Source organism: Tabrizicola sp., assembly GCF_030694085.1.
In the GTDB taxonomy this organism is placed as follows: Bacteria; Pseudomonadota; Alphaproteobacteria; order Rhodobacterales; family Rhodobacteraceae; genus Tabrizicola.
In genome coordinates, this window is the sequence record NZ_JAUXZE010000093.1 from 220,869 (window position 1) to 244,691 (window position 23,823).

The 23,823-nt window shown below is 66.1% G+C and carries 20 protein-coding genes; 17 read left to right on the forward strand and 3 right to left on the reverse strand.

Translation table 11 applies throughout. The features are described from left to right. Window positions 1-296 precede the first annotated feature (296 nt). Window positions 297-2,270, forward strand: a complete 1,974-nt coding sequence (locus tag Q8M85_RS23455) for an aminotransferase class V-fold PLP-dependent enzyme (RefSeq protein WP_371135339.1) — start codon at window positions 297-299, stop codon at window positions 2,268-2,270. Window positions 2,271-2,340: 70 nt separating this feature from the next. Here the strand turns inward: Q8M85_RS23455 and Q8M85_RS22145 are convergent, their stop codons facing one another. Beyond that, window positions 2,341-3,105 carry an HpcH/HpaI aldolase/citrate lyase family protein gene (locus Q8M85_RS22145; protein ID WP_305548828.1) on the reverse strand — a complete coding sequence of 255 codons (765 nt, stop codon included), beginning with the start codon at window positions 3,103-3,105 and terminating at the stop codon, window positions 2,341-2,343. Between the two features lie 159 nt (window positions 3,106-3,264). Here Q8M85_RS22145 and Q8M85_RS22150 point away from each other — a divergent pair, with 159 nt between their 5' ends. The 16 genes from Q8M85_RS22150 (at window position 3,265) to Q8M85_RS22225 (ending at window position 21,671) form a co-directional block, all read left to right on the forward strand. After that, window positions 3,265-4,266: a Gfo/Idh/MocA family protein gene (locus Q8M85_RS22150; protein WP_305548831.1), complete on the forward strand. Its 1,002-nt coding sequence runs from the start codon at window positions 3,265-3,267 to the stop codon at window positions 4,264-4,266. Continuing rightward, entirely contained in the window at window positions 4,263-5,834 is a 1,572-nt protein-coding gene (locus tag Q8M85_RS22155; protein ID WP_305548834.1) for an acyl CoA:acetate/3-ketoacid CoA transferase, read from the forward strand. Before Q8M85_RS22150 ends, Q8M85_RS22155 begins: the two co-directional genes overlap by 4 nt. Continuing rightward, on the forward strand, window positions 5,831-6,610 hold the full coding sequence (locus tag Q8M85_RS22160; RefSeq protein ID WP_305548837.1) for an enoyl-CoA hydratase/isomerase family protein: 780 nt from the start codon (window positions 5,831-5,833) through the stop codon (window positions 6,608-6,610). The genes Q8M85_RS22155 and Q8M85_RS22160 overlap by 4 nt, the downstream gene beginning before the upstream one ends. A gap of 2 nt (window positions 6,611-6,612) precedes the next feature. Next, window positions 6,613-8,193, forward strand: a complete 1,581-nt coding sequence (locus Q8M85_RS22165) for an aldehyde dehydrogenase family protein (protein WP_305548840.1) — start codon at window positions 6,613-6,615, stop codon at window positions 8,191-8,193. Window positions 8,194-8,233: 40 nt separating this feature from the next. Then, window positions 8,234-9,484: an ABC transporter substrate-binding protein gene (locus tag Q8M85_RS22170; RefSeq protein ID WP_305548843.1), complete on the forward strand. Its 1,251-nt coding sequence runs from the start codon at window positions 8,234-8,236 to the stop codon at window positions 9,482-9,484. A 115-nt stretch (window positions 9,485-9,599) separates the two neighbouring features. Then, window positions 9,600-10,493 carry a carbohydrate ABC transporter permease gene (locus Q8M85_RS22175; protein WP_305548846.1) on the forward strand — a complete coding sequence of 298 codons (894 nt, stop codon included), beginning with the start codon at window positions 9,600-9,602 and terminating at the stop codon, window positions 10,491-10,493. After that, window positions 10,490-11,368: a carbohydrate ABC transporter permease gene (locus Q8M85_RS22180; RefSeq protein ID WP_305548848.1), complete on the forward strand. Its 879-nt coding sequence runs from the start codon at window positions 10,490-10,492 to the stop codon at window positions 11,366-11,368. The genes Q8M85_RS22175 and Q8M85_RS22180 overlap by 4 nt, the downstream gene beginning before the upstream one ends. A gap of 98 nt (window positions 11,369-11,466) precedes the next feature. After that, a complete protein-coding gene (locus tag Q8M85_RS22185) occupies window positions 11,467-12,705 on the forward strand; it encodes an ABC transporter substrate-binding protein (protein ID WP_305548851.1) in 1,239 nt (412 codons plus the stop codon). 58 nt (window positions 12,706-12,763) lie between these two features. After that, window positions 12,764-13,876, forward strand: a complete 1,113-nt coding sequence (locus Q8M85_RS22190; protein ID WP_305548854.1) for an ABC transporter ATP-binding protein — start codon at window positions 12,764-12,766, stop codon at window positions 13,874-13,876. Next, the gene (locus Q8M85_RS22195; protein WP_305548857.1) at window positions 13,877-15,364 is read left to right on the forward strand and encodes a GMC oxidoreductase; all 1,488 of its coding nucleotides are present in this window, start codon (window positions 13,877-13,879) and stop codon (window positions 15,362-15,364) included. Beyond that, on the forward strand, window positions 15,361-16,119 hold the full coding sequence (locus tag Q8M85_RS22200; RefSeq protein ID WP_305548860.1) for a 3-ketoacyl-ACP reductase: 759 nt from the start codon (window positions 15,361-15,363) through the stop codon (window positions 16,117-16,119). The genes Q8M85_RS22195 and Q8M85_RS22200 overlap by 4 nt, the downstream gene beginning before the upstream one ends. A gap of 97 nt (window positions 16,120-16,216) precedes the next feature. Beyond that, the gene (locus Q8M85_RS22205; RefSeq protein WP_305548863.1) at window positions 16,217-17,791 is read left to right on the forward strand and encodes a GMC family oxidoreductase; all 1,575 of its coding nucleotides are present in this window, start codon (window positions 16,217-16,219) and stop codon (window positions 17,789-17,791) included. Beyond that, entirely contained in the window at window positions 17,788-18,105 is a 318-nt protein-coding gene (locus Q8M85_RS22210) for a Dabb family protein (protein ID WP_305548866.1), read from the forward strand. Before Q8M85_RS22205 ends, Q8M85_RS22210 begins: the two co-directional genes overlap by 4 nt. Window positions 18,106-18,265: 160 nt before the next feature. After that, window positions 18,266-19,429, forward strand: a complete 1,164-nt coding sequence (locus tag Q8M85_RS22215; RefSeq protein WP_305548869.1) for a dihydrodipicolinate synthase family protein — start codon at window positions 18,266-18,268, stop codon at window positions 19,427-19,429. After that, window positions 19,429-20,427: a LacI family DNA-binding transcriptional regulator gene (locus Q8M85_RS22220; protein WP_305548872.1), complete on the forward strand. Its 999-nt coding sequence runs from the start codon at window positions 19,429-19,431 to the stop codon at window positions 20,425-20,427. Before Q8M85_RS22215 ends, Q8M85_RS22220 begins: the two co-directional genes overlap by 1 nt. Continuing rightward, window positions 20,427-21,671, forward strand: coding sequence for a glycerate kinase (locus tag Q8M85_RS22225; protein WP_305548875.1), 1,245 nt, complete (start codon window positions 20,427-20,429; stop codon window positions 21,669-21,671). The genes Q8M85_RS22220 and Q8M85_RS22225 overlap by 1 nt, the downstream gene beginning before the upstream one ends. Before the next feature lie 130 nt (window positions 21,672-21,801). Here Q8M85_RS22225 and Q8M85_RS22230 read toward each other — a convergent pair whose 3' ends face one another. Further along, entirely contained in the window at window positions 21,802-23,157 is a 1,356-nt protein-coding gene (locus tag Q8M85_RS22230; protein ID WP_305548878.1) for a sensor histidine kinase, read from the reverse strand. After that, complete coding sequence (locus Q8M85_RS22235; protein ID WP_305548881.1) at window positions 23,157-23,816, reverse strand: response regulator transcription factor; 660 nt, start codon at window positions 23,814-23,816, stop codon at window positions 23,157-23,159. The genes Q8M85_RS22230 and Q8M85_RS22235 overlap by 1 nt, the downstream gene beginning before the upstream one ends. Window positions 23,817-23,823 lie beyond the last annotated feature (7 nt).

A 23,823-nucleotide genomic window follows, 5' to 3' on the forward strand; every position in this document is an offset into this window, starting at 1 on the left:
ACAGGGTTTGGTCAGAACAGGTGTCGGCTGAAAGACGGACGGCCATGTCGTCGCGGGCGGCATCCTGGCCCGCGCTTGACGGCGGTCGGCTTGGCTTTCCGTTGCGGGATGGGTCCAGCCCCTCGCCCAGGCTGACCGAGAGTGCAGAGAAAGTCTTAATAAACCCTGAATGGCCGCACGCAAGGTATTGCAATTAAACGTTATATCGAAAATGTCCACCGTGGACAGCCCACCCCCTTGCGGGCCCCGTGGCCCACTGGCACTCTCTCCCGGAAGGCCAGGGAGGGCCGCATCCAATGACCCGCAACACCTCCGAGGGGGGCTACTTCCTCTACCATTCCATCGGCATCTACCCAGGCAAGGAAGATGACCTGGCCCTGGCGATGGCCGAGTTCTCCCAGGTCTGGGCCGCTCCGAACGATAAGCAGTGGGGGTATGTCCTGCGCAAGCGGCAGGATTTCATCGACCGCTGGCGCCGCCTGATCAACGTGCCCAAGGGCAGCCTGACCACGGTCGACAACGTGACCGAGGGGTTGCAGAAGATCCTCCGCGCCCTGCCGGAAGGCAGCCTTCGCGGCAAGCGGGTGCTGGCGGCGGCGGACTGCTTCCCCTCGCTGCATTTCCTCCTCCAGGGACTTGCCCCGAAGATGGGCTTCACCCTGACGACCGTCCCCCTTTCGCAGGGCCGCGCTTGGGTCGAGACCGAGGACTTCCTGGCCCATTGGGGCCCCGACGTGGGCCTGGCTCTCCTAACCTGGGTCACCTCGATCGGCTCGTCGAAGATGGATTACCCCGCCCTTGTCGCCCACGGTCGCCAGATGGGCAGCCTGATGGTCGCCGACATCACCCAAGGCGCGGGGCTGATGCCGTTCGACGCGATGAAGCCGAAGGTCGACTTCGTCGTTTCCACCAGCCTGAAATGGCTGTGCGGCACCCCCGGCGCGGGCATACTTTACGCCGACAAGGACCTGATCCCGACACTGACGCCCGAGGGTCGCGGCTGGTTCAGCCAGAACAACCCGTTCTCCTGGGACCTCGATAAGTTCGAATATGCCCCCGATGTCCGCCGCTTCGACACCGGCACGCCGGGGTCGGTGGCCGCCATCGCCTCGCTTCCGGCGATGGAGTGGTTCTCGAAACAGGACCTGCGTGACGTTGCCGCCCACAACCGCCGTCTGGTGGACCGGGTCATTACCCGCGCCGACCGGCTGGACCTGCCGCTTCATTCCCCGCGTGACCCCGACAGGCGCGGCGGGGCGGTGATGATCCGCATGCCCGACAAGGCCGAGGCCGCCGCCTGCGTGGGGGCCCTGGGGGTCGAGGGTTACTCGGTCGACGCCCGTGGCCCGATCCTGCGGATGTCGCCCGGCTTCGTGACCGAGGACCGCGCTGTGGATGCGGTCTTCGACATGGTCGAAGAGGTGATGGCCCGCCGCCGCCGTCGCTTCGCAGGGCAGGGGGAGGCGCAGAAGGGCTCTGCCGAGGTGCTGACCGCGCTGGCCTCCGGCCTCGCCAGCGGCGGCGTCAGAGTCGTCGACCTTACTGCCCAGCTCGGCCCCGAGACACCGATCCTCCGCCTGCCCGAAGACCTGGCGAAGAACACCCCCAAGGTCGCCATCCACCGGATCAGCGCATACGACAAGGATGGTCCGTTCTGGGCCTGGAACTGGCTGGAGCTTGGCGAACACTCCGGCACTCATTTCGATGCGCCGCACCACTGGCTGTCGGGAAGGGACCACCCGGATGGTTTCACCGACACCCTTTCGGTCCAGCGCCTGATCGGGCCCGCGAATGTCATCGACTGCTCGACCCATGCGGCAGCGGACCCCGATTTCCTGCTGACGGCGGCCCATGTGAAGGCCTGGGAGGCCAAGCATGGTGAGATCGGCCCCGGCGAATGGGTGCTGATGCGGACCGACTGGGACAAGCGGTCGCATGACGACGAGCTGTTCCTGAACGAGGACCCGGACCCGTTCGAGGATGGCTCCCATTCCCCCGGCCCTTCTACGGACTGCATCGACTACCTGCTTGGCAAGGGCATCGTCGGCTGGGGCACCCAGTGCATTGGCACCGATGCGGGCATGGCCGGCAAGTTCAGCCCGCCCTTCCCGGCGCACAACTTCCTGCACCGGGACAACTGCTTTGGCCTTGCAAGCCTGTGCAACCTTGATCAGCTGCCGCCGAAGGGCGCAGTGCTGATAGCTGCGCCTCTCAAGATCAAGGACGGAACCGGCTCACCCATCCGGGCGCTGGCGCTGGTTCCGGGATAAACCTCGTCGTGCGCCTTCGGCTTCTCCTCGGGCGTCCCCGCGACGAGAAGCCGAAGGCGCACGAGGAGCTTCACTTGAACTGCCGCGCCCTTGCCCGCAGCGCGCCGACATAGGCCAGGACATCGATCCCGACGCCGACAAATCGCGCACCGGCTGTCACGCAGTCGGCAATGAATCCGTCTTCGGTCGACAGCATCCCGGCCACCTTGCCCGAGGCGGCGATCCTGCTCAGCGCGTCCAGCACGGCGGCACGAACCTCGGGATGGCCTGCATTGCCGAGATGACCCATGTCGGCAGCAAGGTCCGAGGGGCCGATGAACACGCAGTCGATGCCTTCCAGCGCCAGGATGCTGTCCAGCGCCGCCAGCCCTGCGCGGCTTTCGACCTGCAGGATCAGGCAGATCTGCTCGTTCGCCGTCAGTAGGTAATCCGGCAAAGCCGAGAACCGCGAGGCCCTCGCCAGCGAGGAGCCTACGCCTCGGATGCCCTGGGGCGGATAGCGGGTGGCGGCCAGTGCGCGACGGGCCTGTTCTGCGGACTCGATCATCGGGATGAGAAGGCTTTGCGCCCCCGCGTCCAGCGCCTGCTTGATCCGCGCCGGGTCGTCATCGCGCAGGCGCACGACAGGCAGGCTGGGCGAGGGCTCGATCACTGCAAGCTGCGCCAGTGTCGAGCGCAGGTCGTTCGGCGCGTGTTCGCCGTCGATCAGAAGCCAGTCGAAGCCGCAGGTCGCGGCCATTTCGGCGGCATAGGGGTCGGCCATGCCAAGCCAGCAGCCATACAGCGTATCTCCGGCGGCGAGGCGGTGTTTCAGGCGGTTGAGGGGAGCGGTCATCGGGGCCTTCATGATCTGTAGACGGCTTAGAATAGACGGCGCGTCGACAGATGCCAGTCTTCGTCGCCGCTGCCGCTGAAAAAGACAAGGAAAGCGGTTGACCCGGATTGGATCGTTCCATATATAGTTTTGGAACGATCCAATATTGGGGGTGGAATCATGCGCTGGGGGCTGATCGGGGCAAGTACCATTGCCAGCCAGCACATGATCGGGGCCATCCGTGCCGCCGGGGATGTGATTGCGGCTGTGGTCAGCACGTCGATGTCCCGGGCGCAGGATTACGCCACCCACCATGACATTCCCGCCGCCAGCGATCAGCTGGATCTGGTGCTGGAGGATGCGTCGATCGTTGCGGTCTACATCTCGTCCACCAATGAAAAGCATCGGGCACAGACGTTGGCGGCCATCGCGGCAGGCAAGCATGTGTTGTGCGAAAAGCCGCTGGCGATGACCGTGGTCGAGGCTGTCGACATGGCCCGCTTGGCCGAGGCCGAGGGTGTGGTCCTTGCCACGAACCATCACCTCCGCTGCTCTGGCAGCCACCGCGCGGTCCGCGACCTGATCCGCGCCGGCCGCATCGGTCGCGTCCTGTCCCTGCGGTTGTTCCACGCCGTCCACCTGCCGCCGCACCTGCAGGGCTGGCGGATCAACGACCCTGCTGCCGGCGGTGGGGTCATCCCCGACATCACGGTGCATGACGCCGATGTGGCTCGCTTCCTGCTGGGCGAGGACCCGGTGGCCGTTGTGGCCCAGATGGGTGCCAGCGGTTTGGGGCAGGGGGTCGAGGATTCGGCGATGTCGGTCTGGTCGATGCCCTCGGGTGCGATGGTCCTGTCCCACGAAAGCTTCACCCATCCGTTCGCCGGGTCCGGGCTGGAGGTGCACGGTACCGAAGGCTCGATCTTCGCGACGGGCGTGATGATGCAACTTCCGGTCGGTGAGATTGCGTTGGTGACGGCAGCAGGGCGTACGGCGGTGCCCTTTTCGCCGCATGACCTTTACCTCCAGGGGGTCACCGATTTCCTGGCCGCCGTCGAGGGCAAGGGTCAGCCTGCCGCGACCGGCTGGGACGGGGTCGCCTCGCTGGCCGTGGCACTGGCAGTGCGCAAGGCTGCAAGGACCGGCATCCGGCAGGTTGTGGACTACGAGAGGGCGGGATGAGCAAACTGGTTTCAGCAAAAAAGGCGGTAGCCCGCATCGCGGATGGCGCGGTCGTCACCGTGTCATCCTCTTCGGCGCTTGGGTGCCCTGACCTGGTCCTGAAGGCGCTGGGTGACCGCTTCCGCGCGGAAGGGCACCCGACGAACATCACCACGCTGCACCCCATCGCGGCGGGCGACATGTATGGCGTCAAGGGCATGGACTGGATCGCGCAAGACGGGCTTCTGGCGCGGGTGCTTGCCGGGTCCTACCCCTCCGGCTCCTCCAATCTGCCGATGCCCGAAATCTGGAAGATGATCGTCGAGGACCGCGTCGCCGCCTACAATGTCCCCTCGGGTATCATGTTCGACATGCACCGCGAGGCTGCGGCCCGCCGTCCCGGTGTCCTGACGAAGGTCGGGTTCGATACCTTTGCCGACCCCATCCGCGAAGGCTGTTCGATGAACGCGCGCGGCGCTTCTGCCCCGATCGTGCACCGGGTGGAATTCGGCGGCGAAACCTGGCTCCATTTCCCCAACATCCAGCCTGACGTCTGCATCCTGCGCGCCACCACGGCGGACGAGAACGGGAACCTCACCTACGAACACGAAGGCGCCTATCTTGGCGGTCTGGAGCAGGCCATCGCCGCGCGCAACAACCGGGGCCTCGTGATTGCTCAGGTCTCGCGCCTGACTGCCGCCGGGTCCCTGAGGCCGCATGACGTGCGGGTGCCGGGGCATCTGGTGGACCTCATCGTGCTCGATCCCGACCAGAAGCAGACCTGCGAAACCCCCTACGACCCCGCCATCTCGGGCCAGATCATGCGGCCCTGGTCCTCCTTCACGCTGGCCGAACACGGGGTCGAGAAGATCATCGCCCGCCGCGCCGCGCTGGAACTTCGCGCAGGCATGACCGCCAACCTCGGCTTTGGCATCAGTGCGATGGTCCCGCGCATCCTTTTGGAGGAAGGTCACCCCGAGGCCGTCACCTGGGCCATCGAACAGGGCGCGGTCGGGGGCATGCCGCTGACCGGCTTCGCCTTCGGCTGTGCGTCGAACGCCTGGGGCTACATGCCCTCGCCGCAGCAGTTCATCTACTTCCAGGGCGCGGGGTTCGACCTGTCGTTCCTGTCGTTCATGGAGATCGACACCGACGGCAACGTCAACGTCTCCAAACTTGGCAAGAAGCCGTACCTCACTGCCGGTTGCGGCGGCTTCGTCGACATCACCGCCCATGCCCGCAAGATCGTCTTCTCTGGCTGGTTCGAAGCCGGGGCAGGGGTCTCGCTCGGGCCGCAGGGGCTGACTGTCACCACCCCCGGCAAGTTCTGCAAGATGGTCGACCGCGTGGAGCACGTCACCTTCTCCGGCAAACGCGCCCGCGCCACCGGGCAAGAGGTCCTCTACATCACCGAACGCTGCGTGATCCGGCTGACTGACACGGGCCTGGTCGCCACCGAGATCATGCCCGGCATTGACCCGGCCCGCGACATCATCGCGGCGTCTCAGGGCCGGGTTGCAGTGGCCGAAAACGCGGCCCTCATGCCGCTTTCCCTCCTCACGGAAGGCCCGATGGGGTGGCAGCCATGACCCACCAGACCGCTGGCGTGCGCCTTCACATCAATGGACCATTGGCAACGCTCACGCTTGACAACCCGGCCAAGCTCAACTGCTTCACCGTGGACATGCTGGCCCAGCTTGCCAGCCACCTGGACGTCATCGAGGGCCGTCCCGACGTCCGCGCCGTGATCGTGACGGGCGAGGGCGACCGCGCCTTCTGCTCTGGTGCCGACATCAATGCGTGGGGCGGCCTTTCCCCCGCCGACTTCGCAAGGAACTGGGTCCGCAGCGGTCACCGCATCTTCGACCGCCTGGCGCGCCTGTCGAAACCCACCATCGCCGCCCTGAACGGCCATGCCTTCGGCGGCGGCCTCGAACTCGCCGCAGCCTGCGACATCCGGGTCATCACCCCCAATGCCACCGTTGCCCTGCCCGAAGCGGGCGTCGGCATCGTCCCCGGCTGGTCGGGAAGCCAACGCCTTGCCCGCCTCGTCCCGGAAGGAATGGTCAAGGAAATGGCCCTCTTCGGTCGCCGCATCGGGGCCGGAAGGCTTTTCTCCTGCGGCTTCGTCGCCGAAGTGGCCGACGACGCCCGTGCCGCCACCCAGACCATCGCCGCGAAGGCCGTCACCCTCTCCCCCCGCGCGACCGAGATCACCAAGGCGATGATCCACGCCGGCCGGGGCGAGGACAGCGCCGCCCTGATCGAAGCCCTCGGCTCTGCCGCCATCGCTGCAACTGCCGACCGCGAGGAGGGCGTCGCCGCCTTCCGCGACAAACGCAAACCAGAATTTCCGGGGACCTGAGGATGCTTGACCTGACTGTGATCCCCGCCAGCGGCGCGACCCTTCCCGAGGTGCGGATCAACCGGCACTTGATCGATGGCGTGTTTACCCCGTCCAGGACTGGACCCGGGACCTCCGCCGTCACCCCCGAGGTCCCGGGTCAAGCCCGGGACGGGGACTCGGGCTGGATCGAGCGTCTCTCCCCCTCGCATGGCACTGTGGTCAGCCGCGCGCCGATTGGAACGATCCAAATTGCCGAACTTGCGATCGCCGCCGCCCGCAGCGCCTTCGACGATGGTCGCTGGAGCGCGCTGTCCGGCAAGGCGCGCGCCACCGTCCTTCTGAAAGTCGCCGACCTGATCGAGGCGAACGCGGACCGCATGGCCCTGATCGAGACACTGGAGTCCGGCAAGCCCATCACGCAATCCCGGGGAGAGATCACAGGCGCCGCCGACCTTTGGCGCTATGCCGCCGCGCTGGCCCGGACGCTGCACGGCGACAGCCACAACTCCCTGGGACCGGACATGCTCGCCGTGGTCCTCAAGGAACCAATCGGTGTCGTCTCGATCATCACGCCCTGGAATTTCCCGTTCTGGATTCTGTCCCAAAAGCTGCCCTTCGCTCTTGCCGCAGGCTGCACCTGTGTCGTCAAACCCTCCGAACTTACCCCGTCCACCACGGTGATCCTTGGTGAGCTGCTGATCGAAGCGGGCCTTCCGGCGGGTGTCGTGAACATCGTCCTCGGCTACGGCCAGCCCGTCGGCGCGACGCTGGCCCAGGACCCCCGCGTCGACATGGTGACCTTCACCGGCTCGACCGCCGTGGGGCGCGGGATCGCAGCAGCGGCCTCGGGCACGCTGAAGAAGGTCGCCCTTGAACTCGGTGGCAAGAACCCGCAGGTGATCTTCCCCGACGCCGACCTCGGCGCCGCCGCCGATGCCGTGGTTTTCGGCGTCTATTTCAACACCGGCCAGTGCTGCAACTCCGGCAGCCGGATCATCGTCCACGAAGACATCGCCAAGCCCTTCACCGCGCGCGTCGTCGAACTGTCGCGCCGGGTGGCCTTCGGCGACCCGCTCGACCCCGCGACGCAAGTTGGGGCCATCGTCAGCCGCGACCACGGCGCCAAGATCGATGCCTATGTCACCGCCGCCCGCAAAGCTGGTGCCACGGTCGCCCTCGGCGGTGCTGCACTGCAGGTCCCCGGTCTTGGCCCCCAGTTCTACCAGCCCACGATCGTGACCAACGTCACCCCTGACATGGCCATCGCTCGGGAGGAGGTCTTCGGTCCGGTCCTGACCGTCCTGACCTTCCGCACCCTGGACGAGGCGCTGCATCTGGTGAACGACGCCGATTACGGCCTGTCGGCGGGCGTGTGGAGCGAGAACATACACACCTGCCTGACCTTCGCCCGCGGCGCTCAGGCCGGGACGGTCTGGACCAACACCTGGATGGATGGCTTCCCAGAAGTGACCTTCGGGGGCGTCAAGCAGTCTGGCCTTGGCCGCGAAATCGGTCGCCAGGGCCTCGACGAATTCATGGAGATCAAGTCGCTCGTCATGCGGATCGGCCGCACCCGTGCGCCTTGGGTAAGACCCCGCTGAACGGCGGGCAAGATACGCGCACCAAATGGGAGGAAACCAAATGCGCCTTTTCGGAAAAACCCTGACTGCAACCGCCGCGCTGGTGATGTCCACCTCGCTTGCGATGGCCGAGGATGTTGAGGTCCTGCACTGGTGGACCTCGGGCGGCGAGGCGGCCGCGCTGAACGTGCTGAAGGACGACCTTGGCACCAAGTCGATCGGCTGGGTCGACATGCCCGTCGCCGGGGGCGGCGGCGAGGCGGCGATGACTGCGCTGCGTGCCCGCGTCACGGCCGGCGACCCGCCGACCGCAGTGCAGATGCTGGGCTTCGACATCCTGGACTGGGCTGGCGAGGGTGCGCTGGGCGATCTGACCGAAGTTGCCACCGCCGAAGGCTGGGATGCCGTGGTTCCGGCAGCGCTGCAGGGCTTCTCGAAGTCCGACGGCAAGTGGATCGCGGCGCCGGTCAACGTCCACTCGACCAACTGGGTCTGGATCAACAAGGCAGCGCTTGATGCGACCGGCCTTGGCGAGCCTGCGACCTGGGAAGACCTGGTCGCGGTCCTCGACAAGATGAAGGAAGCCGGGATCACGCCGCTGGGCCACGGCGGCCAGGCCTGGCAGGACGCGACCGTATTCGACGGAATCGTGCTGGGCATGGGCACCGACTTCTACAAGGCGGCCTTCATCGACCTTGACCCGGCGGCGCTGGGCGGTGAGCAGATGGCGGAAGCCTTCAACCGCCTGATCAAGCTGAGCACCTATGTCGACGCCAACTTCTCGGGCCGCGACTGGAACCTCGCCTCTGCCATGGTGATCAACGGCGAAGCGGGCATGCAGATGATGGGCGACTGGGCCAAGGGCGAGTTCCTGAAGGCCGGCAAGGTCCCCGGCACCGACTTCGTCTGCATCCGCTTCCCCGGCACGCAAGGGGCGGTGACCTTCAATTCCGACCAGTTCGCGATGTTCAACGTGGGGTCGGATGCCGCCAAGGATGCCCAGGCTGCGATGGCGTCCGCGATCATGGATCCGGCCTTCCAGTCGGCGTTCAACGTGGTCAAAGGGTCCGTCCCGGCGCGGACCGACGTGTCAAACGACGCTTTCGATGACTGCGGCAAGAAGGGCATGGCCGACCTGGCCGAGGCAAACAGCTCGGGCACACTTTTCGGCTCGATGGCACATGGCCACGCGGCCCCGGCCTCGGTGAAGAACGCGACCTATGACGTGATCACCGCGGCTTTCAACGGCGAGTATGCCGACGGGGCCGCTGCCGCTGCCGCGCTGGCCGAAGCCGTCGCCGCCGCGCAGTAAGCCTTTGGCGGGGGGCGGCACCGCGCTGCCCCCCGCACCAAATTCCTTAAGCAAGGAATTTGTCAAAATCCTTGCCCAAGGATTTTGGCCACCAGAACAAAAGGGGAGGGACAAGATGGCCAGCACCGAGGCCGATTTCCGCACAACGCTACAGAACTGGCTGCCGAAGCTGGTGCTTGCGCCCTCGTTCGCGGTGACCCTGCTTTTCGTCTACGGCTTCATCCTTTTCACCGTGGTCCTGTCCTTCACCGGGTCCAAGATGCTGCCCCGCTATGACTGGGTGGGGTTCGAGAACTACCAGAAGCTGTTCGCGCTGCCCGCCTGGACCACCGCGATCACCAACATCGCCATCTTCGCCACGCTTTACATCGTCATCTGCACCGTGATCGGCCTGATGCTGGCGATCTTTCTGGACCAGAAGATCCGGGGCGAGGGCGTGCTGCGACCGATCTACCTTTACCCGATGGCTCTCAGCTTCATCGTCACCGGCACGGCCTGGAAATGGTTTCTCGACCCCGGCATCGGGCTGCAACGGATCATGCAGGGGTGGGGCTGGGAAAGCTTCACCTTCACCTGGATCAAGGACAGCCAGATGGCGCTTTACACCATCGTCATCGCGGCCGTCTGGCAGACCAGTGGCTTCGTGATGGCGATGTTCCTGGCCGGCCTGCGCGGCATCGACAACGAGATCCTGAAAGCCGCCCAGATCGACGGCGCGTCGAACTGGCAGCTTTACCGGCGGATCGTCATTCCGCTCTTGCGCCCGGCCTTCCTGTCCGCCTTCGTGATCCTGTCGCACCTCGCGATCAAGTCCTACGACCTGGTCATCGCGCTGACGGGCGGCGGGCCGGGACGGGCGACCGAGATGCCCGCGACCTTCATGTATTCCTACACCTTCACCCGCAACCAGATGGGCATCGGCGCCTCCTCCGCCGTGATCATGCTCATGACCATCGCCGCGATCATGGTCCCCTACCTTTACGCCGAGCTGAAGGAGAAGAAGGCATGAGCGTCGCCACGCAAGACACCGCCGTCTCCACCGGCCGCGCGACGCGGGCGCTGATCTACCTCACGCTCCTCCTCTTTGCGCTGTTCTACCTGCTGCCGCTTTACGTGATGGGGGTGAATTCCCTGAAACCCCTGGCCGAGATCACTGGCGGCAACATGATGGCGCTGCCGTCCGAGTGGACGCTGGACCCCTGGCGGTCCGCCTGGTCCACCGCCCAGATCGGGGTCGAACCGACGGGCCTAAAGCCCTATTTCCTCAACTCGATCCTCATGGTCGTGCCAGCCGTTGCGATCAGCACCATCGTCGGTGCGCTGAACGGCTATGTGCTGACCAAATGGCGCTTCCGGGGCGATACCTGGGTCTTCGGGCTGATGCTGTTCTCCTGCTTCATCCCGTTCCAGATCGTCCTGATCCCGATGGCCGTGGTCCTGGGCAAGCTTGGCCTCGCAGGCACCGTCCCCGGACTGATCCTTGTCCACGTCGTCTACGGGATCGGCTTCACCACGCTTTACTTCCGCAACTACTACGCGTCGTTCCCTACCGAGCTTGTCCGCGCCGCGATGATCGACGGGGCAGGGTTCTTCCGCATCTTCTGGCGCATCCTGCTCCCGGTCTCCGGCCCCATCGCCGTCGTCTCGGTCATCTGGCAATTCACCAACATCTGGAACGACTTCCTTTTCGGCGTCAGCTTCGGCGGCACCAGCCAGCCGATGACAGTCGCACTCAACAACCTCGTCCAATCCTCGACCGGCGTTAAGGAATACAACGTCCACTTCGCGGGCGCGATCCTTGCCGCCCTTCCCACCCTGATCGTCTACATCGTCGCAGGCCGCTACTTCGTGCGCGGGCTGATGGCGGGGTCAGTGAAGGGGTAAGGCCGACCGTCGGGCGGCGGCAACCGCCCGACGGTCTTTGTTCAACCCAAGCCCGCTTTCACGACCAACAAGGGCGAACACCGGAAGGATTACTGCATATGAGAGCCTTGTCCATAACTGCCCTAATCCTCGCGACCCCCGCCTGCGCCGACCCTTCGGTCGAGGTCATGCACTTCTGGACCAGCGGCGGCGAGGCCGCCGCCCTTGGGGCCGTCCGCGACAAGGTCGTAGCCGAGGGCGTCATCTGGACCGACGCGCCAGTCGCGGGCGGTGGTGGCGACCAAGCCAAGACTGCGCTTCAGGCCCGCATCGCCAGCGGCAACCCGCCCGCTGCCATGCTGATGCTGGGCCAGACGATCACCGACTGGGCCGCCGAGGGGATGCTGGGCAACGTGGACGCTCTGGCCGAAACCCAAGGCTGGGACGCCGCCCTGCCGCAGGCGGTCAAGGACTGGACCAAGATCGACGGCCACTACGTTTCCGTGCCGACCAACGTCCACCGCACCGACATGATCTGGGCCTCCAAGGCCGCCTTCGACAAGATCGGCGCGGCCTATCCGACGACCTGGGAAGAACTGAACGCCCTTGCGCCAAAGTTCGTGGAGGCCGGGATCATCCCGCTCGCCCACGGCGGACAGGCCTGGCAAGAGGCCTACATGTTCGAAGCCGTCGCCTCTGGCATCCTTGGCGCCGAGACCTACCGCAAGGCCCTGATCGACCTCGACGACGCCACCCTGCGCGGCCCCGAAATGGTCGCCGTCTTCGCCGAAATGGCCGAACTGCGTCGCATGGTCGACCCCAACGCCCCAGGCCGCGACTGGAACCTCGCCTCGGCGATGGTCATCAACGGCGAGGCCGCGATGCAGATCATGGGCGACTGGGCCAAGGGCGAATTCACCAACGCAGGCAAGAAGCCTGGCGACGACTACGCCTGCATCCCCGTGCCGAAAGCCAAGGGCGATGCCTTCGTCTATCTGGTAAACTCGCTCAGCCTATTTACCCAGAGCGACCCCGACCTGATCAAGGGTCAGGAAGTGCTTGCCAGCGCCATCATGGACCCCGCCGTCCAGATCGCCTTCAATCAGGCCAAGGGTGCGATCCCGGCCCGCACCGACATCGACCTTGCGGCGATGGACGCCTGTGCGCAAGCCACCTCCGTAGCCCTCAAGACCAACGACGCCGCAGGCACCGCCGTCCCTACCTTCGCGGGAACCCACGCCGCCAACGCTGCTGTCGTGGGGGCCGCAACCGACGCCATCACCGCCTTCTTCAACTCGGATCAGACCCCCGAAGAGGCCGCAACCGCCCTTGCCGACGCCATTGCGGCGGCCCGGTAAGGCAACGGCCCCATCCCTCCCTCCCGTGGGATGGGGCCACCAAAACATGAGGACCAAAATGGGCTTTCTCGACATCCGCAACGTCACCAAATCCTACGGGCCGGTCCAGGTCCTGCACCGCATCGACATCGCGGTCGAGGAGGGCGAGTTCCTGGTCCTCGTCGGCCCCTCGGGCTGCGGGAAATCCACGCTGCTGAACATGATCGCCGGGCTGGAAGGCATCTCGGGCGGCGAGATCGCAATCAAGGGCCGCGTGGTGAACGGGGTCCATCCGTCAAAGCGCAACATCGCGATGGTATTCCAGTCCTACGCTTTATATCCCAACATGACCGTCGGCCAGAACATGACCTTCGGCCTTGAAATGCACGGCGTCCCGAAGCCCGAACGTGACCGCGCGCTGGCCGACGTCGCCAAACTCCTGCAGATCGAGACCCTCCTCGACCGCAAACCCGGCCAGCTCTCCGGCGGCCAACGCCAGCGCGTCGCGATGGGGCGCGCCTTGGTGCGGAACCCCGACGTCTTCCTCTTCGACGAACCGCTCTCCAACCTCGACGCCAAGCTCCGCGTCGACATGCGGACCGAGATCAAGAAGCTGCACCAGAAGCTGCGCACCACCATCGTCTACGTCACCCACGACCAGATCGAGGCGCTGACCCTGTCAACCCGCATCGCGGTGATGAACAAGGGCCACGTCCAGCAGCTTGGCACCCCGAAGGAAATTTACGACACACCGTCGAACCTGTTCGTCGCCACCTTCATGGGCTCGCCTGCCATGAACATCGTCCCCGCCACCGTCGTCATGGAAAACGGCCACCCCCACGCCGCGATCACCGACGCCGACGGCACCCCGCGCAACCTCCGTTTCTCCCAACCCAACCTCGCCCGGTGGGAGGGCAAGCCCATCCTCCTCGGCATCCGCCCCGAGGCGATCACCGACCCCGAAGGCGCTGACCGCAAGTCCGGCAACATCCAGCCCCTGACCAACCGCGTCACCGTCACCGAACCCGCAGGCTCCGACACCTTCGTCACCATGACCCTCTCGGGCCGCGACACCATCGCCCGGATGCGCGCCGACGCCGCTGTCGCTGCCGGGCAGACATTCGAGTTCGCAGTGAACATGGAAAAGGCTGTAGCCTTCGATCCGACCACCGAGGAACGGATCACCCCCTGAATGACCCCTGACATCATCATCATCGGCTCCGGCATGGGCGGCGCGACCCTCGCCGCCGCCCTGGCCCCCACCGGCCGCCGCATCCTGATCCTGGAACGCGGCGAGCGCCTGAAGGATAGCCCCGAGGCCCGCGACCCCGCCGCCATCTTCCAGCGCGGCCATTTCAAGCCGAACGAGACCTGGCGCGACATCTCGGGGGCGCCCCTGCACCCCGGCAACTACGCCTATGTCGGCGGCAACACCAAGTTCTACGGCGCCGTCCTTCTTCGCTACCGGGCCGAGGACTTCGCGCCCTTGCGCCACATCGAAGGCACCACCCCCGGCTGGCCGATCAGCTACGCCGATCTGGAACCCTGGTATTCCCAGGCCGAAACCCTCTACCGCGTCCGGGGCGACGTCACGAACGACCCCTCCGAGCCGCCCCATTCCGCCCCTTATCCCTTCCCTCCCGTCCCCGACGAGCCCGACATCCAACGCCTCCGTCAGGCCTTCCAGGCCCAGGGCCTCCACGTCTCCGCCCTCCCCCTGGGCGTCGACATCGACGCCTGGCTCAAACGCGCCAAAACCGGCTGGGACGCCTTCCCTTGCACGACCGGGGCCAAATCCGACGCCGAATCCTGCGCCCTGGCTCACGCCCTCAAACACCCCAACGTCACCCTCCAGACCTCCACGAAAGCCCTCCGCCTCCTCTCCGAAGGCCGCCGCGTCATCGGGGTCGAGGTCGACCGCCAGGGCACCCGCGAGACCCTCACCGCTCCCGTCGTTGTCCTTTCCGCAGGAGCCATCCTCTCCTCCGCCCTCCTCCTCGCCAGTGCCAACGACGACCACCCCACCGGTCTTGCGAACAAATCCGACCAGGTCGGCCGCAACTTCATGAACCACAACCTGACCGGCATGGTCGCCTACAACCCCTTCCGCCGGAACCGCACCACCTATGAGAAAACCATCCAGATCAACGACTTCTACCTGACCGGCGGCCCCAACTGCGAGCCCCTCGGCAATATCCAGATGCTCGGCCGCATTACCGGCCCGATCCTTGCGGGCGAGGCAAACCTCCCGCTCTGGCTGTCTCACCACATCGCCGACCACTCCATCCACATCATGGCCATGTCCGAGGACCTGCCCGACCCCAACTCCCGAGTCCTTTGGCGGAATGGCGAAGTCGTCCTTGACTGGAAGAAGACCAACACGAAAGCCCACGACCTCCTCGTCCAGCGGCTCAAGCAAGCCATGCGCAAGGCAGGCTGGCCCATCACCCTGGCCCGAGGCTTTCCCAAATCCAAACCCTCGCACCAATGCGGCACCAACCGCATGGGCGCGGACCCGCGGACCTCCGTCGTGGACCCCAACCTCAAGGCCCATGACCTTGACAACCTCTACATCGTCGATGCGTCGGTCCTGCCGACCTCCGCTGCCGTGAACCCCTCGCTCACCATCGCCGCCCTCGCCCTCCGCGCGGGCGATCACATCGCGAAAGCCCTGCCATGAAACCCCTCGCCCTTGTCACCGGAGGCCAGCAAGGCATCGGCCTCGGCATCGCCCAGGCGCTTGCCCAACAAGGCTTCCGCCTCGCCATCGCCTCCCGTTCCACCCCTCAGGACGCGACTGTGATAGAGGCCCTGCACACCCTTGGTCCCGAGGCCCGCTACTACCAGCATGACCTCTCCAACGTTGCCGTCCTTCCGGCACTCCTGGACAGCATCGAAGCCACCCAAGGCTCCCTCGACGCCCTGATCCAGAACGCCGGAGTGGCCGCCAGGGTCCGGGGCGACATGCTGGACCTCACCCCCGAAAACTTCGACTGGATCATGGGCATCAACTTGCGCGGGGCCTTCTTCCTTGCCCAACAGGTCGCCAGACGGATGCTCGCCACCGCAAGCCGCCACTACCGCTCGATCACTTTCGTCACCTCCGTTTCGGCGCAGATGGCCAGCCCCGAGCGGGCCGACTACTGCATCTCCAAGGCCGCCGCCGCGATGGCCGCCCAGACCCTCGCCCTGCGCCTCGCCCCGCACAACATCGGTGTCTTCGAGCTTCGCCCTGGCATCATCGCCACGGGCATGACCGCAGGCGTTAAGGACAAATACGACACCCGCATCGCCGATGGCCTCGTCCCCGCAGGCCGCTGGGGCCAGCCGTCGGACATTGGTCAGGCCGTTGTCCCCATCGTCACTGGCCAGCTCGCCTTCGCCACCGGCGCCGTCATCCCCGTCGACGGCGGGCTTTCCATCGAAAGGCTTTAAGCATGCCGTCTCCACCCCGCGCACCGCAAAATTCTTCGAAGAATTTTGCCCGGAATTTTCGAAAATTCCGATCCCCCGGCCGCACAAAGGCGCTGCAATGACCTACGACTACATCATCATTGGCGGCGGCTCGGCAGGCTGCGTCCTCGCCGCCCGGCTGACCGAGGACTCCAGCGCAAAGGTCCTGCTCCTGGAAGCCGGGGGCCGCGACCGTCACCCGTTCTACCACCTGCCCGCAGGCTTTGCGAAGATGACCAAGGGCATCGGAAGCTGGGGCTGGCAGACCGTGCCGCAGCGCCACATGATGGGCATGCAGATCCGCTACACCCAGGCCAAGGTGATCGGCGGCGGCTCCTCGATCAACGCCCAGCTTTACACCCGGGGCAACGCACAGGACTACGACGACTGGCGTCAGATGGGCTGCCCCGGCTGGGGGTATGAGGACGTCCTTCCCTACTTCCGCAAGTCCGAGGTGAACGACACCCATGACAACCGCTACCACGGCAAGGACGGGCCCCTCGGCGTCAGCCAGCCCCGCGCGCCCTTGCCGATCTGCGAGGCTTTCTTCGCCGCCGGGGCCCAGATCGGTATCCCCCGCAACCACGACTTCACCGGCGAGACGCAGGACGGCCTCGGTTACTACCAGCTCACCCAACGCTGGTATCGCCGGTCCTCCACCTCGACCGCTTTCCTGAAGCCGGCGCTGAACCGCCCCAATCTGACCGTGAAGACCGGCCAGCATGTCCTGCGGATCGTGGTCGAAAAGGGCAGGGCGGTCGGCGTGGAAACCACCGACACCACTCACCGCACGAACGGGGAGGTCATCCTCTCCTCTGGCGCCATCGGCTCCCCCCGCCTCCTGCAGCTTTCCGGCATTGGCCCTGCGAACGATCTGCAACGCCTCGGCATCCCGGTGGTCCTCGACCGGCCGCAGGTCGGCGCCAACCTGCAAGATCACCTCGACCTCTTTGTGATCGCGGAATGTACCGGCCCGCACACCTATGACCGCTACGCCAAGCCGCACTGGTCGGCCCTCGCAGGCCTGCAATACCTGCTGACCCGCAAAGGTCCCGTCGCCTCCTCGCTCTTCGAGACCGGCGGCTTCTGGTACGCCGACCCCTCCGCCCGCAGCCCCGACATCCAGTTCCACCTCGGCCTTGGCTCCGGGATCGAGGCCGGCGTCGCCGCCATGCCCCAAGGCGGCGTTACCCTGAACTCCGCCTTCCTGCGCCCCCGCAGCCGAGGCACGGTGCGGCTCGCGTCAAAAGACCCCAAAGCCGCCCCCCTGATCGACCCGAACTACTGGGAAGACCCCTACGACCGCGAGATGTCGATCAAGGGCCTCAAGCTCGCACAAGAGATCATGCGCCAACCGGCCCTGAAACACTTCGTACTCGCCGAACGCTTGCCGGGACCGCAGGTCAAGACCGACAAGGACTACTTCGCCTACGCCGTGAAGAACGCCAAGACCGACCACCATCCCGCCGGCACCTGCCGCATGGGCGCGGACATGGAGGCCGTCGTCGACCCCACCCTCCGCTTCAACGGCATTGACGCCCTCCGCGTCGTCGATGCCTCGATCATGCCCACCGTCGTTTCCTCCAACACCAACGCCGCCACCATCATGATCGCCGAAAAAGCCGCCGACCTCATCAAGGAAGCCCGCAAATGATCCGTCACATCGTCCTGCTGAAAGCCCGCCCCGAGGTCACCAATGCCCACATCGCCGCGATCTTCGCCGACCTCCACACCCTCAACCTGCCCGGCATCCTGGCCATCCACTCCGGCCGCTCCGAAAGCCCCGAGAAGATCGAACGCGGCTACCTCCACGGCTTCACCATCGACTTCGCCGACTGGGACGCTCTCGCCGCCTACCAGGTCCACCCCGACCACAAACGCGTCGGAGCCGCCCTCGTTGCCGCGGCAGAAGGCGGCATCAACGGCATCCTCGTCTTTGATCTGCCGCTCGAAGGCCCGGACCGATGACATCGCACTCGAAAAGCGCCTTTCACCTGGCTCCAAATATCCTCCGGGGGTTTGGGGGTGGAAAACCCCCAAGCCCCGAGGAGAAGCGCGAACGCGCGCCGACGAGACAAGAACCGCGCGCGCCAGCGCTCAATTTCCATTCCGCCCACGAGGCAACCCCATGCTGACCCTCCCCACCACCGACGCCCGCCTGGAACCCTACCGGCTCTCCGGCACCCCCCTCAGTCCCCGCGCCCCCCGCACCCCGCTCACCCGAACCGCCTTCGCCGCCGCCCACGTCGTTTCCGACCCCCTGCGCGAGCGGAACCCCTGGGACGGCCGCCCCGCCGTCGACTGGGATGCCACCCTGCACTTCCGCCAGCAGCTCTGGGACCAGGGCCTGCACCTCGCCGAGGCGATGGACACCGCCCAACGCGGCATGGGCGTCGACTGGCCGACGGCTCTGGAACTCATCCAGCGGACCATGCGCGCCGCCAGGGCCCACCCGATGCAGCCCCGCGTGGCCTGTGGGGCAGGGACCGACCACAGGGCCGATCTCACCACCTCCGACGCCATCCTGTCAGCCTACATGACCCAGGCCGAGGCGATCGAGGCCGCCGGAGGCCAGCTCATCCTCATGGCCTCCCGCGCCTTCCCCGCCATCAACGCCTCGCCGGACACCTATCACACGGTCTACCGCCGTCTGATCGACGGGGCGCGCGACCCGGTCATCCTCCACTGGCTCGGCCCTATGTTCGACCCCGCCCTCACCGGCTACTGGGGCAGCACCGACGTGGCCAAGGCCTCCGACTTCGTCCTGTCCCTGATCGAGGAAAACCCCGCCAAGGTCGACGGCATCAAGATCTCCCTCCTCGACCAACACCATGAGGAAGCCTTCCGCGCCCGCCTGCCCAATGGAGTCCGCCTCTACACCGGCGACGACTTCAACTACGCGCCACTGATCGAAGGGGACGGGACGCATTTTTCCCACTCGCTTCTCGGTATCTTCGCCGCCATTGCCCCGGCCGCCGCCCAGGCTCTCGAAGCCCTCGCCCAGGGCGACGCGACGACCTACCACCGCCTCCTTGCCCCGACTGTCCCGCTGTCGCGCGAAATCTTCCGTACCCCCACTCGTTGCTACAAGGCCGGGATCGCGTTCCTCAGCTGGCTGAACGGCCACCAGTCGCATTTCATCATGCCCGCAGGCTTCCAGTCCAGCCGCGACATCACCCACTATGCCCAGGTCTTTCGCCTGGCCGACGCCGCAGGCTTGCTTTCCCGCCCCGATCTGGCAGAAGCGCGGATGAAGACCCTTCTTTCTCTCCACGGGATTGACCAGGACTGATGGACAAACGGCCGACGATCATCGATGTGGCGACGCTTGCGGGCGTCTCCAAATCGACCGTCAGCCTGGTCCTGCAACAAAGCCCGCTGGTCCGCGAGGAAACCCGTCAGGACGTCCGCCGCGCGATGGCCCAGCTTGGCTACGTCTACAACCGCGCCGCCGCCAACCTGCGCTCCTCCAACGCCGGGCTGATCGGTGTCGTGATCAACGACCTGCGCAACCCGTTCTTCACCGAATTCGCCACCTCGCTGCAGATGGCGCTTTCCGCAAGGGGCTACGCCACCGTCCTGGCCAACACCGACGAAGACCCCGCCCTGCAAGCCCAGGTCGTCGGCGCAATGCTGGAACACGGGGTCGCGGCCCTGATCGTTTCGCCGGCCTATGGCGACGAGACCGCCTTCGACGCCGTCGCCCGCGCCAATGTCCCGGTGCTGCAAGTCCTGCGCCAGGTCGTCGCCTCGGACCGCTTCCCCTTCGCCGCCCCCGATTACCCGACCGGCAGTCGCCTTGCGACCGAACACCTTCTGGCCCAGGGCGCGCAGCGCATCGCGTTTGTCGGCGGCCTTGAAGGCCGGGCGGTCACGCAACTGCGCATGTCGGGCTACCGGGCCACCCTCGCCGCCCATGGCCTGCAACCGCTGCACCTTCCCGGCCGCCCCGGCCGCGCCTTCGGGCGCGAGGCGGCACGCTGGCTGGTGCAGGAACACCCGACGGTCGACGCCGTGCTGTGCTTCAATGATCTTACCGCGCTTGGCCTGCTGACCGGCTGCACCGAGCTTGGCCGCCCGGTCGGCTCGGCGCTGAAGATCGTCGGCTTCGACGACATCGAAGACTGCGCCCAGGCCTATCCCGCCCTGTCCTCGGTCCGCTGTGATATCGCCGGGTTCGGGCGGCAGATGGCGGAAACGGTGCTGGAATGGCTGGAAAATGACCATCGCCCGCCGCCGGAAACCGTTACACCCGTCACATTGATCCCCCGCGCGTCGAGCATCGGCTGATGATCCCAGACCCCGCCCACTTCCTTCGCAGCCTTTTCGACCGTGCGGTCGAGGTCGCCGACCCGATGCGCTCGCTTGCCGGTTTCCTGCCCGAAAAGCCCAGCGGACGCGTCCTGGTTATCGGCGCGGGCAAGGCCTCGGCCCGCATGGCCGAGGCGGTGGAATCTGCCTGGGGTCCGTGCCAGGGCCTCGTTATCACCCGCTACGGCTACGCCCGGCCCTGCAAGGGCATCGAGATCGTCTGTGCCGCCCACCCGGTCCCCGACCAGGCCGGGGTCGATGCGACCCAACGGATGCTGAAGCTTCTGGAAGACCTCACCGAAGACGATTTCGTCCTGGCCCTCATCTCTGGCGGGGCCTCGGCGCTCCTTTGCGCCCCGGCCGATGGCATGACGCTGGCTGAAAAGCAGCAGGTCAACGCGGCCCTCCTTGCTTCGGGTGCGCCAATCGTCGCGATGAACACGGTCAGGAAGCACCTGTCCTGCGTCAAAGGCGGCCAGCTTTCGGCCGCCGCCTACCCGGCCCGGATGCTTGCGCTGATGATTTCGGATGTGCCCGGCGACGATCCCGCCTTCATCGGCTCCGGCCCCACCGTGGGCGACGGCACCACTGCCGATGATGCCCGTGCCATCCTCGACCGCTGGACAATCCCGGTCCCCACCTCTGCGCGCGCGGCCCTTGCGCAATCGGGCGTCGTCCCGCCTGGCGATCCGCGCCTGTCACGCACCGAAAACGTGATCTATGCCGCCCCCGCCCAGTCCCTTGCCGCCGCGGCCGAGCTTGCCGCGCCCCTGGCAAAGGTCCGCACCCTTGGCGACCGGATCGAGGGTGAAGCGCGCGAGGTTGCCCGAGATCAGGCCGCGATGGCCAGGGACATCGCGGCAAGCCTGAAGCCGGGGGACCGCCCGGTCCTTCTGCTTTCCGGCGGAGAGCTGACCGTGACCCGCACCGGCGACGGGGTAGGGGGTCCCAACGCCGAGTTCTGCCTCGCGCTGGCCCTCGCCCTTGACGGCCACTCGCAGATCCACGCGCTCGCCTGCGACACCGACGGCGTCGATGGCGCGGCCGAGGTCGCGGGCGCGCTGGTCTCCCCTGTCACGCTGCACACCCCCGGCGCTGCCGATGCCTTGGCCCGCAACGACGCCCATAGCTGGTTCGCCAAGGCTGGCTCGCAGGTCGTGACCGGGCCGACGCTGACCAACGTCAACGACTTCCGCGCGGTCCTGATCCTGCCGCCGGAGTGACGGCAGTTCGGGCGGGCAGGGTGGTGGCGGGAAATCTTAACAATCCCCTAACGTCCGCAAGCAATTCATTGAATTTAAATATGAATCAGGTTTTGTCCACCGTGGACACATGTCTTGCACGGTCCGCCGCCTAGCCCCTTTTCGACGGCCGCGCCCGGGGCAGGGGCAGGGTGATCCGTACTGCCAGCCCCGCCAGCGTCCGGCTCTCCTCCAGCGCGATCGTCGCGCCATAGGCCTGCAGCAGGTCGCTTGCGATGGCCAGCCCCAGCCCCGTGCCCGGCTTCGAGGTGTCCAGCCGCGCGCCCGAGCGCATCGCTTCGGCGCGGTCGGCCTCGGGGATGCCCGGCCCGTCATCCTCGATCAGGATCTCGATCCCCGCCGGCCGCTTGCGGACAGTCAAGGACATCGCCGACCGGCACCATTTGAGGGCATTGTCCAGAAGGTTGCCCAGCACTTCCTCGATGTCTTGCGCATCGATCCTGATCGTCAGGCCTGGGTCGCAGGCAATGCGAAATGCCTTCCCCTCGCGTTCGGCCAGCATGCCGAACATCCGCCCGAACCGGCCAACCGAATGGCTGAGATCGGTCCGCGACTGCGTCGCCTCGCCGGAATTTGCCGCCCGAAGCCGCGCCAAAGATCGTCCCAGCTGCGCATCCACCCGGTCCAGCGCCTCCAGCGCCTTGTCCATGTCATGCGTGCCCTCGGCCAGCACTGACAATTCGTTGCGCAGGATCGCGCTTGGCGTCTTCAGCGCATGGGCCAGATCCGCCGCTTGCCGACGCGACCGGCTGATGATCTCGCGGTTGCGCGCCAGCAGGCCGTTGATGTCGGCAACCAGGGGGGCGACTTCCTCGGGGTAATCCGCCTCGCTCAACTCTTCGTCGCGGTCCCAGCGGTGTGCCACGTCGCGGCGCAGGCGGTCCAGCGGGCGCACGATGGACGCCGTCTGCACCAGCACGCTGGCCAACCCGATGACAGCAACCAGAGCGAAGGCCACGACCAGGCTCCGCCGTGTCTCCAACCGTTCGGCGTTCAGTTCGGCCAGCGTCTCGGCCACCGCAACCGTCCAGGTGCTGCCATCCTCCAGCGTGATCAGTTGCTGGGCCAGACGCACCTCTTCGACGTCGGGGTTTGCCGCAGACAGGATGTTCAACGCCGTAGATGCGACAGCCGGACCGGGCAATGTCGCGTCCAGAAGCGATGCCGAAGTAAAGATCTGCCCATCCGGTCGCGTGACTTGCCAGTAACGACCGGAAAAAGGCGTCTGATAGGCCGGATCGAACAAGAGATCACCCAGCTGGCCCGCGTCCTCGGATACCGAGTTCAGCGCGACGACGATCTGCGTGTGGCGATCGAACAGCGCCCTGTCGAAGCGCTGCAGGACCCGCTGGTTCAGGAAGGAATACAAAAGGAAGGTCCCGATCGTCAGCGATACCAGTGCCGCGATGCCACCGCTGATCCACGCCCGTTTGCGCAGGGACAGCATCAGGGGGCGTCGATCATGTATCCGCGGCCCCGCATGGTCTGGATCAGATCCGGTCCAAGTTTCTTGCGAAGCCGGTTGATGAACACCGCGATGGTGTTGGAATCGCGGTCCCCGTCATACTCGTAGATATGCTCGGACAACTCGGTGCGCGAGATCAGCCGCCCGGCGTTGTGGATCAGATAGGTGAGCACCGCGACCTCCTGCGAGGTCAGGTCCACGGGAACGCCCTGCACCGTCGCCCGCCCATGCCGGGTGTCAAACACCACGCCGTCGCGTTCGTACAGCGGATTGGTCCGCCCTGAGCTTCTGCGCAACGCCGCGCGGACCCGGGCCGCCAGCTCCGGCAGGTGGAATGGCTTGGTCAGGTAATCGTCCGCACCGGCATCCAGGCCATCGACCCGATCAGACCAGCCATCCCGCGCCGTCAGGATCAGGACCGGCGTCGTGACCCCGTTCCCGCGCCATTCCTTCAGGATCGATATCCCGTCCCGGATCGGCAAGCCGATGTCGAGGATGATCATGTCGTAAGGTTCGGTCGCCCCAAGGAAGCCCGCTTCCTGGCCATCATGCGCGACATCGACAATCCGGCCCTCGGCAGCAAGGAGCCGTTTTATCTGGTCACATAGGACCACTTCGTCTTCAGCAAGGAGAATTCTCATGGCGTCA

What these genes read in the sequence shown, in the direction of transcription:
- Q8M85_RS22200 (WP_305548860.1), top strand. Translation starts at nt 15,361, where the DNA reads ATGAAACCCCTCGCCCTTGTCACCGGAGGCCAGCAAGGCATCGGCCTC.
- Q8M85_RS23455 (WP_371135339.1), top strand. Translation starts at nt 297, where the DNA reads ATGACCCGCAACACCTCCGAGGGGGGCTACTTCCTCTACCATTCCATC.
- Q8M85_RS22205 (WP_305548863.1), top strand. Translation starts at nt 16,217, where the DNA reads ATGACCTACGACTACATCATCATTGGCGGCGGCTCGGCAGGCTGCGTC.
- Q8M85_RS22170 (WP_305548843.1), top strand. Translation starts at nt 8,234, where the DNA reads ATGCGCCTTTTCGGAAAAACCCTGACTGCAACCGCCGCGCTGGTGATG.
- Q8M85_RS22190 (WP_305548854.1), top strand. Translation starts at nt 12,764, where the DNA reads ATGGGCTTTCTCGACATCCGCAACGTCACCAAATCCTACGGGCCGGTC.
- Q8M85_RS22150 (WP_305548831.1), top strand. Translation starts at nt 3,265, where the DNA reads ATGCGCTGGGGGCTGATCGGGGCAAGTACCATTGCCAGCCAGCACATG.
- Q8M85_RS22230 (WP_305548878.1), bottom strand. Translation starts at nt 23,157, where the DNA reads ATGCTGTCCCTGCGCAAACGGGCGTGGATCAGCGGTGGCATCGCGGCA.
- Q8M85_RS22185 (WP_305548851.1), top strand. Translation starts at nt 11,467, where the DNA reads ATGAGAGCCTTGTCCATAACTGCCCTAATCCTCGCGACCCCCGCCTGC.
- Q8M85_RS22235 (WP_305548881.1), bottom strand. Translation starts at nt 23,816, where the DNA reads ATGAGAATTCTCCTTGCTGAAGACGAAGTGGTCCTATGTGACCAGATA.
- Q8M85_RS22215 (WP_305548869.1), top strand. Translation starts at nt 18,266, where the DNA reads ATGCTGACCCTCCCCACCACCGACGCCCGCCTGGAACCCTACCGGCTC.
- Q8M85_RS22180 (WP_305548848.1), top strand. Translation starts at nt 10,490, where the DNA reads ATGAGCGTCGCCACGCAAGACACCGCCGTCTCCACCGGCCGCGCGACG.
- Q8M85_RS22175 (WP_305548846.1), top strand. Translation starts at nt 9,600, where the DNA reads ATGGCCAGCACCGAGGCCGATTTCCGCACAACGCTACAGAACTGGCTG.
- Q8M85_RS22165 (WP_305548840.1), top strand. Translation starts at nt 6,613, where the DNA reads ATGCTTGACCTGACTGTGATCCCCGCCAGCGGCGCGACCCTTCCCGAG.
- Q8M85_RS22220 (WP_305548872.1), top strand. Translation starts at nt 19,429, where the DNA reads ATGGACAAACGGCCGACGATCATCGATGTGGCGACGCTTGCGGGCGTC.
- Q8M85_RS22155 (WP_305548834.1), top strand. Translation starts at nt 4,263, where the DNA reads ATGAGCAAACTGGTTTCAGCAAAAAAGGCGGTAGCCCGCATCGCGGAT.
- Q8M85_RS22225 (WP_305548875.1), top strand. Translation starts at nt 20,427, where the DNA reads ATGATCCCAGACCCCGCCCACTTCCTTCGCAGCCTTTTCGACCGTGCG.
- Q8M85_RS22160 (WP_305548837.1), top strand. Translation starts at nt 5,831, where the DNA reads ATGACCCACCAGACCGCTGGCGTGCGCCTTCACATCAATGGACCATTG.
- Q8M85_RS22210 (WP_305548866.1), top strand. Translation starts at nt 17,788, where the DNA reads ATGATCCGTCACATCGTCCTGCTGAAAGCCCGCCCCGAGGTCACCAAT.
- Q8M85_RS22195 (WP_305548857.1), top strand. Translation starts at nt 13,877, where the DNA reads ATGACCCCTGACATCATCATCATCGGCTCCGGCATGGGCGGCGCGACC.
- Q8M85_RS22145 (WP_305548828.1), bottom strand. Translation starts at nt 3,105, where the DNA reads ATGACCGCTCCCCTCAACCGCCTGAAACACCGCCTCGCCGCCGGAGAT.